Origin of the sequence: Winogradskyella marincola, from assembly GCF_029624125.1 — a bacterium.
In the GTDB taxonomy this organism is placed as follows: Bacteria; Bacteroidota; Bacteroidia; order Flavobacteriales; family Flavobacteriaceae; genus Winogradskyella; species Winogradskyella marincola.
This window is the reverse complement of record NZ_JARSBN010000003.1, coordinates 333,628-349,817: the sequence shown is the minus strand read 5'-3', so window position 1 is coordinate 349,817 and position 16,190 is coordinate 333,628. Positions and strand designations below refer to the sequence as shown.

At 30.8% G+C, this 16,190-nt stretch carries 12 protein-coding genes; all 12 read left to right on the top strand.

Going from position 1 to position 16,190, the window contains the following annotated elements:
- The first annotated feature begins 478 nt into the window (after positions 1-478).
- The 12 genes from P7122_RS07170 (at position 479) to P7122_RS07115 (ending at position 16,172) form a co-directional block, all read left to right on the top strand.
- On the top strand, positions 479-2,023 hold the full coding sequence (locus P7122_RS07170; protein WP_278005100.1) for a lipopolysaccharide biosynthesis protein: 1,545 nt from the start codon (positions 479-481) through the stop codon (positions 2,021-2,023).
- Positions 2,024-2,070: 47 nt separating this feature from the next.
- Positions 2,071-2,652 carry a serine O-acetyltransferase gene (locus tag P7122_RS07165; RefSeq protein WP_278005099.1) on the top strand — a complete coding sequence of 194 codons (582 nt, stop codon included), beginning with the start codon at positions 2,071-2,073 and terminating at the stop codon, positions 2,650-2,652.
- Positions 2,652-3,611 (top strand): ATP-grasp fold amidoligase family protein, encoded by a 960-nt coding sequence (locus tag P7122_RS07160; protein WP_278005098.1) that lies wholly within the window; start codon positions 2,652-2,654, stop codon positions 3,609-3,611. The genes P7122_RS07165 and P7122_RS07160 overlap by 1 nt, the downstream gene beginning before the upstream one ends.
- Positions 3,612-3,624: 13 nt before the next feature.
- Positions 3,625-4,704, top strand: a complete 1,080-nt coding sequence (locus P7122_RS07155) for a glycosyltransferase (protein ID WP_278005097.1) — start codon at positions 3,625-3,627, stop codon at positions 4,702-4,704.
- 157 nt (positions 4,705-4,861) lie between these two features.
- Positions 4,862-6,013 carry a glycosyltransferase gene (locus P7122_RS07150; RefSeq protein ID WP_278005096.1) on the top strand — a complete coding sequence of 384 codons (1,152 nt, stop codon included), beginning with the start codon at positions 4,862-4,864 and terminating at the stop codon, positions 6,011-6,013.
- Between the two features lie 4 nt (positions 6,014-6,017).
- Positions 6,018-7,922: an asparagine synthase (glutamine-hydrolyzing) gene (gene asnB, locus P7122_RS07145; RefSeq protein WP_278005095.1), complete on the top strand. Its 1,905-nt coding sequence runs from the start codon at positions 6,018-6,020 to the stop codon at positions 7,920-7,922.
- 4 nt (positions 7,923-7,926) lie between these two features.
- Positions 7,927-9,057, top strand: coding sequence for a glycosyltransferase family 4 protein (locus P7122_RS07140; protein ID WP_278005094.1), 1,131 nt, complete (start codon positions 7,927-7,929; stop codon positions 9,055-9,057).
- Between the two features lie 72 nt (positions 9,058-9,129).
- On the top strand, positions 9,130-9,750 hold the full coding sequence (locus P7122_RS07135) for a sugar transferase (RefSeq protein WP_278005093.1): 621 nt from the start codon (positions 9,130-9,132) through the stop codon (positions 9,748-9,750).
- Positions 9,751-9,964: 214 nt separating this feature from the next.
- On the top strand, positions 9,965-11,092 hold the full coding sequence (locus P7122_RS07130) for a DegT/DnrJ/EryC1/StrS family aminotransferase (protein WP_278005092.1): 1,128 nt from the start codon (positions 9,965-9,967) through the stop codon (positions 11,090-11,092).
- Complete coding sequence (locus tag P7122_RS07125; RefSeq protein ID WP_278005091.1) at positions 11,086-12,981, top strand: polysaccharide biosynthesis protein; 1,896 nt, start codon at positions 11,086-11,088, stop codon at positions 12,979-12,981. The genes P7122_RS07130 and P7122_RS07125 overlap by 7 nt, the downstream gene beginning before the upstream one ends.
- A gap of 33 nt (positions 12,982-13,014) precedes the next feature.
- Positions 13,015-13,794, top strand: coding sequence for a polysaccharide biosynthesis/export family protein (locus P7122_RS07120; RefSeq protein WP_278005090.1), 780 nt, complete (start codon positions 13,015-13,017; stop codon positions 13,792-13,794).
- A gap of 17 nt (positions 13,795-13,811) precedes the next feature.
- Positions 13,812-16,172, top strand: a complete 2,361-nt coding sequence (locus tag P7122_RS07115; protein WP_278005089.1) for a GumC family protein — start codon at positions 13,812-13,814, stop codon at positions 16,170-16,172.
- The last annotated feature ends 18 nt before the right edge of the window (positions 16,173-16,190 follow it).

The following is a 16,190-nucleotide window of genomic DNA, read 5'->3' as shown; positions in this document are numbered from 1 at the left end:
TCGGGGTGAAACAATAATAATTATTTAAATCTGTTTATAGAGTCTAAATACATTAAAATTCGATTAAAATCATTTTTTTGTAAGAAAATACTATTCTTTTTATCTTTTCTCCATGAAAAGCAACATAAATACGTTAAAAAGCACACAATTGGATTACTTAAAATATTATTTAACATAAAAAAGTTTTTTCTTACAATAAAATTACCTACGTCGATAAAATCCGAAATTATAAAATATAAAATGGTTATTGATAGTGAGAATGTTAGGAATATAAAAAAGTTATAACAAGTTTATTAACAATTGTGTAGAGATATAAAAATACTTGAAAGCTAGATAAATAGAAGAAAAACAAGTGTCTGTCAAAATGAAAACGAATTTTCAAAATGTTCTTTGGACGTTTTTTACGGTAAATTGTCATAAAAATTAATGTTAATCATATTCATTTTTTAATATTGTTGCATATATAATTAATGCATAGATGTCTAGAGTCTCCAAATCTTTAAAAAATGCAAAAGTTGGTGTGTTTTTCTTTATACTATCAATTTTTGTTCAGTTCTTTTCTAGGAAGATATTTTTAGACAATCTCGGAGATGAATTTATAGGCTTAGAAACGACATTAAGAAGTATTCTTAGTTTTCTAAATTTAGCAGAGTTAGGCATTGGTACAGCCATTGGCTTTACCTTATACAAGCCTATTTTTGATAAAGATTATAAAGAAATTAATAAAATTATTGCACTTCTTGGTGTGCTCTACAGAAAAATTGGCTTTGTCATTTTTGGAGTTGGTTTTATTATTTCTCTATTTTTTCCTTTGATTTTTGATGATACACCATTCTCTTTATTGCTTATCTACTATGTATTTTATTCTTTATTAATATCAGTTCTTTTAAGCTATTTTGTTAATTATCATATTAGTCTATTAGGTGCAGATCAAAAGGGATATATTGTTCAGCAATATTTTCAAACTTTTAATATAGCTCGTGTAATTCTTCAGGTAATTGTTGCGCTTTATTTAAAAAGTTTCTATGTGTACATATCCTTAGAATTAGTTTTTAGCATAGTATATAGTATCGTGGTACGCTCTAAAATAAAACAAGAGTATCCTTGGCTGATTATTAATGCTTCTCAAAAGACAGAAATTGTTAAAGAATATCCAGAGGTAATAGTAAAGATTAAACAAGTTTTCTTTCATAAGATGAGTGCTTTTGTAAAAAATGGTACTGACAACTTATTGATTTATGCACTTATTAACCTACAGAGTGTAGCTTTTTTTGGTAACTATCAATTAATATTTCTTAAACTTATTGGACTTGTGAAAATGGCTTTTGCTGGTACAGGCTCAGCTGTTGGTAATTTGATAGCAGAAAATGATAAAAAAAATATAAAAAAGGTACTTTGGGAACTTATTGCTATTCAATTTTTTATTGCAGGTTTCTTTAGTCTTGTTATATACCATACAATGGATGCATTTATTATGTTATGGTTAGGGAAAAAGTATATATTATCACAAACTATATTACTACTGATGATAGCCAACTTCTTTATGATACAAATAAGTTCACCTATAGAAAGGTTTAAAAACGCTTATGGTTTGTATTCTGACACTTGGGCAGCCATTACTGAAGCTATAATTAATCTAATTATCTCTTTCGTTTTTGGTTCACTGTATGGCATTTCTGGTATAGTTTTAGGCACTGTGGTGAGTATGTTTTTAATCGTAGTGCTATGGAAACCTTATTTCTTATACAAAAACGGATTTAAGAAAAGTGTATTTCTTTATTGGAAAGGCTTAGCTCCAATGCTATTAGTTTTTGTAATTTCTACTTTCTTTATCAATTTTGTTAAGGATTACTTTTATTATGATTTTGAAAATATAACTCTTTTAAAATGGGTTATTTATGCTCTTCAAATTACTATTGCTGTTACTATAATATATGGTACTATGTTATATTTATTTGTTCCTGGATTTAAAGTCTTTTGTTTAAGAGTAAAAGCATTAGTTATCAACAAGCTATCTAAATAAAATGAATTAAATTATATTTATAACCTTTCGTTAACCATACCAATCCAATGATAAAGTCAAAAGCTGATTACCAATACTATTTAAAGCGCGATAAAATTGCTTTGAATATTAAATCTAATACGTTAGAAAGCAAAGTAATTAGTATAATCTCGCCAGATTTAATTTACACATTCCAAAAGCGAATGCGTAAGCTCGAATATTTTACTAACTGTAAAAATAAAGGTCTAGGAAAAATACATATAGCATACTTAAGATATAAGTATAAAAAAATATCTGTTAAGCTAGGTTTTTCAATACCTATTAATGTTTTTGGGCCTGGATTATCAATTGTTCATTATGGTACAATAGTTATAAATAGAGCCACAAAAATTGGTGCTAATTGCAGAATGCATGCTTGTGTGAACATTGGTGCTTCTGGCGGAATACCTAAAGCACCACAACTGGGAGATAATATCTACATAGCTCCAGGTGCCAAAATTTATGGAGATATAACTATTGCTAGCAATACAGCAATAGGCGCTAATGCTGTTGTCAACAAATCTTTTGAAGAAGAAAATACTATAATAGCCGGTGTTCCGGCAAAAGTTATAGGTAATGTCGATATTAGTCAAATTATAAAATATCTTTAATGTACCAAAATCCTAAAAACAAAGCCAGTTTTAAGCTTAGAAAATTTATTTCTAACATTTACAGAGATTCTGATATTGGATATTCTATTTTAAGACCTTTCTATAAAATATATGAGCTAGGACTTAGAATAACACCAGATCAATTTATAATTAAAAGAAGTTTTAAAAAACATATGGGTTATGATCTTAATTTAGACAACCCTAGAACTTTAAACGAAAAAATAAACTGGCTAAAACTCCACAACAGAAAGCCGATACAAACAATACTAGCTGATAAATATAAAGTAAGAGATTATGTTAAGAATAAAGTAGGCGACAAATACTTAATCCCTCTTTTATTTGAATCTAAAAATGAGAAGGACCTGACACCTGATAATTTACCTGAGCCAAACTTTATAATAAAAGCCAACCATAACAGTTCTGGTGGTTTAATTGTTAGAGACAAAAACAAAGTAGACTGGAAAAAGGCTCAAAAAAGGTTTAAGCGCTTACTGAACGAAAACCACTATTACAGCACAACAGAATGGCAATATAAAAACATTGAACCTAGAATTATAGCAGAGCAATTATTAACCTATGAAGATGGTAGCATACCAGAGGATATAAAGTTTCATTGTTTTAACGGTAAGGTAGCTTTTATAATGGTAGATTTTGATAGGTTTGGAGAATTAAGAACACGAAACCTCTATGATTCTGAGTGGAATTTAATTCCATGTAATTGGGGAAGACCATATGGTAGAGACATGGAAAAACCTTCAAATCTAGATGAGATGATTGCTGTTGCAGAAAAATTAGCAGAGGACTTCGCATATGTTAGGGTTGACCTCTATTTAGTAAAATCTCAAATCTTTTTTGGTGAATTAACTTTTTACCATGCTTCAGGGTTTCAGGCTTTTTATCAAAAGGAATGTGATGAAAAGTTTGGAGACATGTTAGATATTTCAGCATTAAAAAAATAAAGTCAATCCTAAAATGAAAAAAAAAGTAAAAGTTTTTTTTGTTATTCCAACCCTCTTTGCTGGTGGTGCAGAACGAGTAATGTCATTTGTGTCTCAAAATTTAGATAAAAATAAATTTGATAGCACATTAGTAGTTATAGGTTTTGAAAAAGATAACAAATACGATATAGAAGGAATCTCTGTACGTTACCTTAACAAAGACAGGGTTATGAGTGCTGCTCTTCCGCTAATTAAAATGATTAGAAAAGAAAAGCCTCAGGTTGTAATGAGTGCTATTTCTCATCTCAACATTACTATGGGATTAATTTCTGTTCTATTTCCAAAAGTTAAATTCATAGGAAGACATACAATTGTAAGTCAAGACACTGTAAAACTCAAGGTAGAAAAGAAAACCTCTGCAAAAAGAAAAGTGGTTAAGTCTTTTGATTTTGCTTATAAATTACTTGATATCATATTATGCCAATCCAAGGATATGTATAATGATATGAAAGAAAAGTATAATATACCTGAAGAAAAATTAAGAACTATCAATAACCCTATAACAGATAATTTTCAATTAAAGCAGAACACTTCAAGCAAGAGTGATATCGTTAAATTTATTACTGTAGCACGATTAAAAAAATTAAAAGGTCACGAAAGAATCCTAAACTGTTTATCAAAAATAGATTATCCATTTCAATACACTATCATCGGTTCCGGTCCAGAAAAAGATAATATTTTCAAACAAGCTCAAGAACTGGGCATTGAAGACAAAATAACACATGTGCCTTATACTAATGAAGTTTCAAAATACCTCTCAGAAAGCGATTTTTACCTTCAGGCTTCTTACGCAGAAGGTTTTCCTAATTGCCTTATAGAGAGTTGTTCTGTTGGTACGCCAACTATTGCTTTTAAAGCACCAGGAGGTTTAGATGAAATTGTAGAAAATGGGCTTAATGGCTTCTTGGTTGAAACTGAAGAACAGTTTATAGAGAAGCTAAACCACAAACAAGACTGGTACCCTGAGAAAGTTAGAGAATCTGTTATTTCAAAATTCAATAAAAACAAGATCATTAATGATTACGAAAATTTATTAATTAGTGTGATACCTTAAAGCTCTAATCGATTTTTACATGATTTTTTGATGTAATTTTTAATTACAAAAACGGTTAAACATATAAAACCTACAATAATCGAAAAAATAGGTTTAGAAGTTTAATTGTTGTTATGTTTGACACTAATGCTCATAATATCAATAAGATATTTGTTTTATGACCCCAAACCAACAAAAAAACATAACGATATTAGCCATATCTCTTGCAAGTGGTGGCGCAGAAAAAGTTATTAGCTTACTTTTAAAGGAGTTAAGACATGATTACAATGTTACTCTAGTTCTTTTTCATAAAGTTCTGCATTTTCCAGTTCCTGAAGGTGTGGAAGTTTTCGCCATGAGCGATAAACATGCTAACAGACCTTTCTACAAGAAGTTTTTTGATTCTATCAGCTTTATTTTTAGGTATTACCGATTTATTAAAAAGAATAATATTGAAATCTCTATTTCATTTTTAGCGTTTCCTAATTTAATAAACGGAATTGTGGCCACATTTAATAAAAATGTAAAAACAATTATTAGCGAAAGAGGGTTTCCTTCAGACAATGTAACTAGCAAACTATCCTTTTATATTTCCAAGATCTTCTACCCTATTTTATATAACAAATGTGATAAGTTATTTTCAAATTCGGTCTATATCAATGAAGATTTAAAAGACAATTTTGGCATTAAAATTCCTATGGAGGTTATCTATAATCCAATAGAACTACCAAATAAAGCAATACATCCAGAAAGCCTAAATAACAACTCAAAGAAGTTAAAGCTTATTACAGCAGGCACCATTAATAAAAGAAAAAATCAGATTATGGTCGTTAGAGCCATAAAGGAATCTAAATTAGATTACGATTTTTCTATTCTTGGAGATGGAGATTTAAGAAATTATCTAACAGAAGAAATAGCAAAGTTTAAATTAGAAGATCAAATTACACTCAAAGGAAGAGTAAAAAAAGTAAATGAGTATCTTATAGATAATGAGTGTTTTGTACTTTCATCATTTACCGAAGGTTTCCCAAACGCATTAATTGAAGCTATGGCAATTGGTTTGCCAAGTGTATCTACAAATTGCTTATCTGGTCCGTTAGAATTATTAAATGAAAACGAACCAATTAACATAAAAAATGGAGAGTTTTACATAGGAAAATATGGTTTGTTGGTTAATAATGACGACCATATCGGACTAAGTAAAGCTTTAGATTATTATCATCAAAATCCTGCTGAAAGAGAGCGCTTTAGTCAACTAAGCCTAGAACGCGCAAAAGCTTATGAGCTAAAATCTATTTACAGCCAATTCAACCAATTTATTAAAAGCTAAGTATATGTGCGGAATTAACGGACTTATAGATAAAACCAAGATTAATAAAGATAGTATGGCTTCTGTTCTTAATGCTATGAATAATCTTATCATTCATAGAGGACCAGATGAGGACGGTGTCTTTGCAGAACAAAACGACAAATATACAGTAGGTATGGCAATGCGTCGTTTGTCTATCATCGATTTATCATCTGGAAAGCAGCCTATTTTTTCTGATGACAAACAGATTGTTATTGTTTTTAATGGTGAAATCTACAATTACAAAACTATTAAGTCTAGATTAGTATCAGAAGGTGTAACCTTCAATACTACAAGCGATACTGAAGTTATCTTAAAAGCTTACGAAAAGTATGGTGTTGAGTCATTTCAATGGTTAGATGGTATGTATGGCTTTAGCATTTATGATAAAAATATAAACAAGCTTTTTATTGCCAGAGATTTCTTTGGTGAAAAACCATTATACTACACTCAAAATGACAATCAGTTTTTATGGGCTTCAGAATTAAAGTCTATTATAAAAACTATTGACCATAAGCCAAATATCTCAAAAAAAGGATTGAATCTTTATTTTAGACTCACCTACATTCCTGCTCCACATACAATTTATGAAGGCATTCACAAGTTAGAGGCTAATCACTATCTAGAATATGATTTTGAATCATTCCAATATAGCATTCATAAAATCAACCACGAACCAGCACCAAAAACAGCAGATATCTCTTTTGAAGATGCTAAGGCAAAAACAAAAGAACTGGTTTACAACAGTGTAGACAGTAGATCTATTGCAGATGTTGGCTTAGGTACATTTTTATCTGGAGGTGTAGATTCCTCTATAGTGTCACTTTGTTTATCGCAAGCTACAGACAAAAAGATTGATACCTTTTCAATAGGTTTTAAAAAAGCATCTTATGATGAAACCGATAAATCTCGTGTGGTTGCTAAAATGTTAGACAGTAATCATCATGAATTTATCATTGATGAAGATGATTTAAAGCACAATATACATGAGATTCTCGTTAATTTTGATGAGCCTTTCTCTGATACTGCTGCATTACCCACTCATCTACTTTCAGAAAAAACCAGAGAGCACGTTACTGTTGCTTTAACTGGTGATGGTGGTGACGAGGTATTTGGAGGTTACAACAAATATTACATTGGCAAGATGAACAAAAGGTACACCAGTGTAGTACCAAAAGCGCTTCATAAAACTATTGCCAAATTAAGTAATAAATACTTAATCAATAAAGATGATACGCGTGGTAAAAGATTTCAAATTAATAAGCTACTAAATGCTATTAATTATGAAGGAGATTTTTACTGGGATATCATTTCGTTAGCCAATACCAGCAAATTACTTTCAGAAATAATGCAAGACGATTATTACGATAGTGATTTATTTCTAGAGTATAAAGAAGTTTTAGGTAAACAAAAGATTGAAAGCCTTACAGATTTTAGGCTTGTAGACAAGATTTTAAGTCTTGAAGGTGGTATGTTAGCAAAGGTAGATAGAACTAGCATGCTAACCTCTTTAGAATGTAGAGCACCATTTTTAAACAAGTCTATTTGGGAATTCACCAATACTTTACCAGAAAGCTACTTAATGAAAGGTTGGAATAAAAAGTACATTCTAAAAGAAGCTTTTAGAGATCAATTTCCACAAGACTTTTTAGAAAAAGGTAAAAGCGGATTTGGCTCACCAACAGGAGATTGGCTAAGACAAAGTCTGCGAAAAGAATTAGAAAGTTATATAGAGCCAGAAATGCTGAAAAAACAAGGTATTTTTAAAGTAGACGTTATAACCAAATTGGTTCAAGATCATCTTGACAGTAAGAAAGATAGTACGTTTAGAGTATGGTCTTACTACTGTTTTCAAAAGTGGTACAAATTTAATTTTCTAAATGAAAACTAATACAATGCAAAAGAAGAGAGTACTTATTATAGCATCCTTTGCTGGTTCTTTAATTCGGTTTAGAGGCGACTTTATCAAAAGCTTAGTTGCTAATGGTTTTGAGGTTTTTACAGCATCACCAAGTTATACCGAAGAGGACTTACAATTAATAAAAGAACGCGGTGCACATCCTATAGAATTTAATTTGCAACGTACAGGTTTAAATCCTTTTAAGGATTTTAAATCCATATTAGAATTAAAATCTATAATGAAGGAAAACAAAATAGACTTAGTGTTTCCTTATACGGTAAAACCTGTAATCTATGGTTCTTTAGCAGCTAATATGAGTAAAGTTCCGGTAATTTCATTAATTACAGGATTAGGCTTTGCGTTTACAGGACTTACACGAAAAGCAAGAATTTTACAGCGTTTTAATGAAACTTTATACAAACTATCAATTAGAAAAAATAAGTTTATTGTCTTTCAAAACAAGGATGATTATCAACTGTTTTTAGATCGTAAAGTAATTTCAAAAAAACAACCTGTAGCGTTTGTAAGTGGCTCTGGTGTAAATCTTAATGAATTCACCTTCAAAGAAAAAAATCCATCAGATAAAGTAAGCTTTTTACTTATTGCCAGATTAATTAAAGAAAAAGGTATTTCATTATATATGGATGCTGCCAGAGCATTGAAGCCAAAATATCCAAATGCTGAATTTCATGTTATTGGCGCTTTAGAAACTTCACCTAGTGCTATTAGTGAAGATGAATTACACGAATTACATGAGAAAAATATTATCGTTTTTCACGGAAGGCAAATGGATGTTGACAAACATCTTCATCAAAGAGATATTTTTGTACTTCCAAGTTACTACAGAGAAGGCATACCAAGAACAACTCTTGAAGCGCTTGCCTGTGGAAACCCAATAATTACGACAGACTCTGTAGGTTGTAGAGAATCTGTAAAAGAAGGTGTAAACGGAAAATTAATAGAGCCTCAAAATTTAGAAGCTTTAATTGATGCTATGGAATTTTTTATTATCAATCCCGATAAAATAAAGGAGATGGGTATTAATAGTCGTAAGTACGCTGAAGAACGTTTTGATGTAGATATTATTAATAATGATTTAATTGAACTTATCAATAAATCACTTTAATAAAACACCAATAAATCACATTAAAGTCATAGAATAATTAAATATAAGTAACAATCCATTAATCAACCAATTATGTATAAGTTATTTTTTAAAAGACTAATAGACTTTATGATTGCTTTGATAGGCCTTTTAATTCTGTCTCCAATCATAATTACCATTATAATTTTATTAGCTGTAGCCAACAATGGCAAACCGTTTTTCTATCAAAAGAGAACAGGAAAAGGTGGAAAAATATTTACCATCGTAAAGCTAAAAACCATGAACGACAAAAAAGATACAGATGGCAATCTTTTACCAGATCATGTAAGAATCACTAAAGTCGGAGATATATGCAGACGCTACTCTTTAGACGAAATTCCTCAGCTATTTAATATGCTAAAGGGAGATATGAGTTTAATTGGTCCTCGTCCTCTACTTCCAAAATATCTTCCTCGCTATACAAAAAAACAGTTTAGAAGGCATAACGTAACACCTGGAATTACAGGTTGGGCACAGGTTAATGGTAGAAATGCTATAAGTTGGGAAGAAAAGTTTAAGCTAGACACGTACTACGTAGATAATCAATCGTTTATTTTAGATTGTAAAATCTTTTTTAAGACCATACAAAATGTCATTGGTAAAAAAGATATCAATTCTTCTACAAACCAACCTATGCCAGAATTTATGGGTACTGAAGGAAAAACAAATATTTAGCACAAGCTAAACACCTGTTTATCAAAGTTAATTCTTTAGTACATAAACTATTGAGTCTACAATTTAACAACGTAAATATTTACCTTTTATCGTCTTTATTTGGGATAAGAAATAATATTAATGCATATTTAAACCGATTTTAGATCGTGTCCCAAATCCCTCTAAGACATGAAATTGATAGAGTAATTATAAATTACTTAAACAATTTTTACTTATGAAACCGAAAATATGGTTGTCTTCACCTCATATGAGTGGAGCAGAACAAACTTATATTAAAGAAGCATTTGACACCAATTGGGTAGCACCCTTAGGGCCAAATGTTAATGGATTTGAGAAAGACTTAGAGTCTTATCTAAAAGAAAATCGACATGTCGCTGCGTTAGCTTCTGGCACATCTGCACTTCACCTTAGCTTAATATTATTAGGAGTTACAAATGGTGATGAAGTTATCTGCCAAAGTAAGACATTCTCAGCTTCAGCCAATCCAATTGTTTACCAAGGAGCTACACCTATTTTTATAGATAGCGAAGCCGAAACATGGAACATCTGCCCTATTCAATTAGAAATTGCAATTAAAGACAGAATAACAAAAGGTAAAAAGCCTAAAGCTATAATTGCTGTACATCTTTATGGAATGCCATATAAAGTAGATGAAATTCATAGCATTGCTGAAAAATATGAAATTCCAGTTATAGAAGATAGTGCAGAATCATTAGGAAGCCATTATAAAGGTCAAAACTGTGGTACTTTTGGTGATTTATCAATTTTATCTTTCAACGGAAATAAAATTATAACTACTTCTGGTGGTGGAGCTTTAGTAACAAGAAGTGAAGAGAATAAAAATAAAGCTGTTTTTTTAGCAACGCAAGCTAGAGATAATGCACCTCATTACCAACACACACATATAGGCTATAATTATAGAATGTCTAACATCGTTGCTGGTATTGGCAGAGGACAAATGACTATTTTAGATAGTCACGTAGCTAACCGAAGATCTAATCACGAGTTATACTATAATACTTTTAAGAGTATAGAACAAATAACCTTTTTACAAGAACCTAATGGGCATTTTTCTAACCGCTGGTTATCTTGTATTCTTTTAGATTCTTTTGAAACAAGAGAAGGCTTAAGATTAGCATTAGAAAATGAAAATATAGAATCTAGACCACTATGGAAACCTATGCATCAACAGCCTGTCTTTAAAGATGCACCTAATTATCTTAATGGAGTCTCTGACGATTTGTTTAACAGAGGCTTATGCTTGCCTAGCGGCTCTAATCTTAGCAAAGAAGAGTTAGATAGAGTAATTTCAGCTATAAATACGTATTTTGCAGCATGTTAGAAAAATATCTAAATAAAATATCGCAAAGGTACGCCTCTAAATGGTTGGTGCTATTATTTGATACAATAGTAGTTGCAGCTGCTTTTTTCTTAGCGTATTTAATAAGATATAATTTTACTTTAGATTTTGATTTTTCTACCCTTTTAACGCAAGTACCTTACGTTATGGTAATTGCTGCTATTAGTTTAGTTGCAGTAGGAACTTATAAAGGAGTCGTAAGGTTTACTGGTTTCAAAGATATTATTAATGTTATTATTGGAGCTAACATCTTAGCCACCATACTTATATGTTGTACTTTTTTAAGTAGAAAATTTTTAGGTGAAAGTAGTATTTTTAATATTTCAGGATCAATTATTTATATCCACTTACTGCTAAATATTTTATTTCTAATTGGAGCAAAGCTATTTATAAAATCTTTATACAATCAAATTACACAAGATTTTCACAAAACATCTAACGTTTTAATTTTTGGCGCTGGTAACTCTGGAATGCTTACTTACGACGCTATCCAAAACGACACTAAAAATGGATTTGAAGTCGTTGGTTTTATTGATGATGACGAAAGAAAAATAGGAAAAAAAATAAATCTAGTTACAGTTTACGGTCTTTCTGATATTAATGAAGGTTTTATAAAGAAGAATAATGTAGAAGATGTAATCATCTCTATTCAGAATATTGATCCTTCAAGACTACTTCAAATCACCGGAAATTTATTCAACCTTGGTTTAAAGGTAAAAATTGTTCCTCCAGTGCAAAGCTGGATAGATGGTGACTTAAGTGTTGGGCAAATCAAGGAAGTTAAAATTGAAGACTTATTAGGAAGAGATCCAATACACATTAAAAATCCTGATTTAATAGATCAGTACGACAACAAGGTAATCCTAATTACAGGAGCTGCAGGCTCTATTGGTAGTGAGATTTGCAGAAAAGCAAGCCTATACAATTATAAAAAACTGATACTTGTTGATAATGCTGAGTCTGCATTATATGATATTCAGCAAGAATTTAGACAACAAGGCTTAGATAATATTGTAGCTATAGTAGCAGATGTAAGAAACAAAGCAAGAATAGACCAAATATTCAACCTTTATAAACCAAAAATTGTTTTTCATGCAGCCGCATACAAACACGTTCCTTTAATGGAAAACAACCCTTACGAAGCTGTTAGCGTAAATATCGGAGGTACTAAAAATGTTGTAGATGTAGCTGTTAAGCATAGCGTTGATAAGTTTGTATTAATTTCTACCGATAAAGCTGTAAATCCAACAAATGTAATGGGTGCAACCAAGCGTATCGCTGAGCTTTATGTATCTTGCTTAAAAGACAAAGGACACACAAAGTTTATTACAACACGATTTGGAAACGTATTAGGATCTAATGGTTCTGTTATCCCGTTATTTAAAAGGCAAATTGAAAAAGGTGGCCCTTTGACTGTTACTCACAAAGAAATAACACGTTATTTTATGACAATTCCAGAAGCTTGTCAGCTAGTATTAGAAGCTGCAGCTATGGGTAATGGAGGTGAGATTTTTGTTTTTGATATGGGAGAACCTATAAAGATTTTTAATCTTGCAAAAAATATGATTATATTATCAGGACTAAGGTATCCTGAAGATATAGACATTAAAATCACAGGCTTAAGACCAGGTGAAAAAATTTATGAAGAATTATTAGCTGACGGCGAAAACACTAAGAAAACATATCATGAAAAAATAATGATCGCTAAGTCTAGACATGTTGATACAGAAACCGTAGAAAAACAAATTAATAAACTTACAGGTATTAACTCTCTAACACAACCGTTAGAAATTGTTTCATCTATTAAAGCACTAATACCAGAATATATATCTAACAACTCAACTTATGAGGTTTTAGATTCAAAAAAATAATCTTACAAAAAACCACTCCTTAAAAGCCAAACCATGAAAACACGCAACCTAGTACTTCAATTAATAGCTATATTAGTTTTAGCTTCTTGTGGATCTCGAAAAGACATTGTTTATTTTCAAGACGAACCTATTGAAGACGGTGTTTTAGTTTCTGAACCTAAACCTATTATATACAAACCAGATGACATCTTAACTATAAATGTATCAGCATTAGATCCTGATACTGTTAAACCTTTCAACCTTCAGGTGGTTTCTAATAATGACGCTAATTTAATGAGTGCAAATGGTCAAAGACAATTTCAATCTTACCTTATAGATTATGACGGAAACATAGATTTTCCTGTTCTAGGTAAATTGAAAGTTGCTGGTTTAAACAGATCTGAATTAACAGCTATGCTGGTTGAAAAAATAAGTGAGTACGCTAAAAATCCAATCGTAAATGTAAGATTATCTAATTTTACAATTACTATTTTAGGTGAAGTTAGAAATCCTGGAACGTTTACTATACAAGACGAAAGAATTACTGTTTTAGAAGCTTTAGGTCTTGCCGACGACCTTACCATATTTGGTAAACGTAAAAATGTTTTGCTTATTAGAGAAGTTGATGGTAAAAAGAAGTTTGCTAAAATAGACCTAACCTCTGTTAACGCTGTAAACTCACCTGTTTACTATCTTCAGCAAAACGATGTTATTTATGTAGAGCCAAATAATGCCAAAATTAGAGCGTCATCCTACAACCAAAACAATAGCGTATTAATTTCTGCCATTGGTACACTAACAACTATTATCGCAGTATTCTTGGTAAGAAATTAAGAAGGTAAAAACAATTTATGAAGCCCAACACATCCACTGTAGACTTAAAACAAACTTTAGAATTATTCCTTTCGTATTGGAAATGGATACTTCTATGTGTAATTATAGCCATAGTTCTTGGTTTTACACATCTTCGTTATGCTGATTATGAATACAAAGCAAATGCTACAATAAAAATTAGAGATGAAGAGCAATCTCAAAAGTTACCAAGTCTAGATGATGTAAAGGCAAATGGTTTGTTTTCTGGAGGTGCTGACAAAATTAAAGATGAAATTAGAGTTATTAGATCTCGTGAAATAGCTGAAAACATAGTTAAAAAATTAGATCTTAACATTAGATATTATGCTGATGGAAAAATAAAAGAGAAAGAATTTTATAAGGACTCGCCAATTAAAATTAATTTCTTTGAAAGTGACTCAATTATAGACAGAGTTAACCAAATTCTCTATATTAAAATAAAATCACCAACTCAATATCTACTATTTAAAGACAAAGAGCAATCACTATTTGATGATAGAGAAGACTCTGAAGGAAAGCTATATGATTTTGGAGAAAAAGTAGAGACACGTTACGGAGGCTTTTACATTGTTCCTAATGATGGCAAATACACACCCAAAAAAGGCACAAGTATAAAAATTGCTATTATTCCTGTAAGAAAACTAATTAATCAATACACAAAAAATGTAGCTATTACTACCGAAAAAGGGTCTAGTGTTATAGGATTAGAATTAAAAGAAACCGTAGCTAAAAGAGCTGTCGATTATTTAGATGAGCTTATAAAAGAGTACAACAATGATGTGCTTAAGGACAAAGAGGAAGTTGTTAAAGTAACTTCAGATTTTATTACAAACAGACTACAAAAGGTATCTCAAGAGTTAGAAGAAGTAGATTACACTGCAGAAGAACTTCAAAAAAGAAACAATCTTACAGCTTTAGGATCTCAAGCAGATCTCAATTTACAGGCTAACAAACAGTTAGAACAACAAATAGTTAGCACATCTATAAATATCGAAAAGATCTCTTATTTACAAGAAGAAATTCAAGCAGAAGACCGAACAAGCGATATGCTTCCTGCAGATGTTGGTATTGGCGATGCGTCTACTGCACAAATGATTGCCAGCCATAATGAATTAGTTGCTGAACGTAATAGAATTTTAAAAAATTCAAGCCCTAAAAACCCTGTAATTATTAATCTTAATGATCAGATTAATGCTATAAAATCTAATATTGAGCGTTCATTAAGTAATATGAGACAAACGTCTGAGTTAACCTTAAATAACTTAAACAAAGAAAATTCTAGAATTAGAGGTCAGCTTTATGCAGCTCCTACTAAAGCAAGACAATTTAGAGATATAAAAAGACAACAAGATATTAAAGAATCTCTTTACTTATATCTTTTAGAAAAACGTGAAGAATCTGCAATAAGACTTGGTATGTATACGCCAAATGCTAAAATTATTGAGAACGCTTACTCTTCATATTTACCTATTGCTCCAAAACCTACAATTATATACATGGCTTGCTTAATTTTAGGTTTAATGATTCCTATAGGCATAATCTATTTAATCAATCTATTAGATTCTAAGATTTATAATAAAAATGATTTAGTTAATGTTTTAGACATTCCATACTTAGGAGACATTCCTAAAACTTCAAAAAAGCAAAAATTAATAAAAAGAGTAGATTACTCACCAAAAGCCGAGGCTTTTAGGATAGTAAGATCTAATATTGACTTTATTCTTAGAAACTTAAAAGACAAACAAAAGCGATTATTTATAACATCTACCAAAGCTCAGGAAGGAAAATCCCATACAAGCACTAACCTAGCAAGTTCAATATCATTTTCTGAAAAGTCTGTGTTATTGATTGAGATGGATATACGTGTTCCTAAGATTCTAGATTATCTGGAAATAAAAGAAAAACCAGAAAAAGGACTTTCTGACTATATTGCAGATAGCTCAATAAAACCTCAAGATGTTGTTATAAAGCATCCAGAGAACAAATTCTTAGATATAATTCCGTCTGGTACAATTCCACCAAATCCTTCCGAATTATTAATGAATCCTAGAGTAAATGAGCTATTTAAATATTTTGAAAACAAATACGACTACATTGTTGCAGACACATCTGCTGTAGGTTTAGTTAGCGATACACTTCTTATTTCTGAACTTGCCGACATCTTTATTTATGTTGTTAGCGCAGATAATGTAGACAAAAGAAGACTTGTTAATATTGCACAACCATTATATGAAGACAAACGTCTTCCAAATATGACATTACTTCTTAACGGTGTTAAACCAGGTAAAAAAGGATATGGCTATGGATACGGTTATGGCAACAACCCTAATCGTAAGAAAAAATGGTATAGCTTTTCTTAAAAAATATCTTTGAACGCC

Coding starts and splice junctions, on each gene's coding strand:
- P7122_RS07170 (WP_278005100.1), top strand. CDS start 479: ATGTCTAGAGTCTCCAAATCTTTAAAAAATGCAAAAGTTGGTGTGTTT.
- P7122_RS07165 (WP_278005099.1), top strand. CDS start 2,071: ATGATAAAGTCAAAAGCTGATTACCAATACTATTTAAAGCGCGATAAA.
- P7122_RS07160 (WP_278005098.1), top strand. CDS start 2,652: ATGTACCAAAATCCTAAAAACAAAGCCAGTTTTAAGCTTAGAAAATTT.
- P7122_RS07155 (WP_278005097.1), top strand. CDS start 3,625: ATGAAAAAAAAAGTAAAAGTTTTTTTTGTTATTCCAACCCTCTTTGCT.
- P7122_RS07150 (WP_278005096.1), top strand. CDS start 4,862: ATGACCCCAAACCAACAAAAAAACATAACGATATTAGCCATATCTCTT.
- asnB (WP_278005095.1), top strand. CDS start 6,018: ATGTGCGGAATTAACGGACTTATAGATAAAACCAAGATTAATAAAGAT.
- P7122_RS07140 (WP_278005094.1), top strand. CDS start 7,927: ATGCAAAAGAAGAGAGTACTTATTATAGCATCCTTTGCTGGTTCTTTA.
- P7122_RS07135 (WP_278005093.1), top strand. CDS start 9,130: ATGTATAAGTTATTTTTTAAAAGACTAATAGACTTTATGATTGCTTTG.
- P7122_RS07130 (WP_278005092.1), top strand. CDS start 9,965: ATGAAACCGAAAATATGGTTGTCTTCACCTCATATGAGTGGAGCAGAA.
- P7122_RS07125 (WP_278005091.1), top strand. CDS start 11,086: ATGTTAGAAAAATATCTAAATAAAATATCGCAAAGGTACGCCTCTAAA.
- P7122_RS07120 (WP_278005090.1), top strand. CDS start 13,015: ATGAAAACACGCAACCTAGTACTTCAATTAATAGCTATATTAGTTTTA.
- P7122_RS07115 (WP_278005089.1), top strand. CDS start 13,812: ATGAAGCCCAACACATCCACTGTAGACTTAAAACAAACTTTAGAATTA.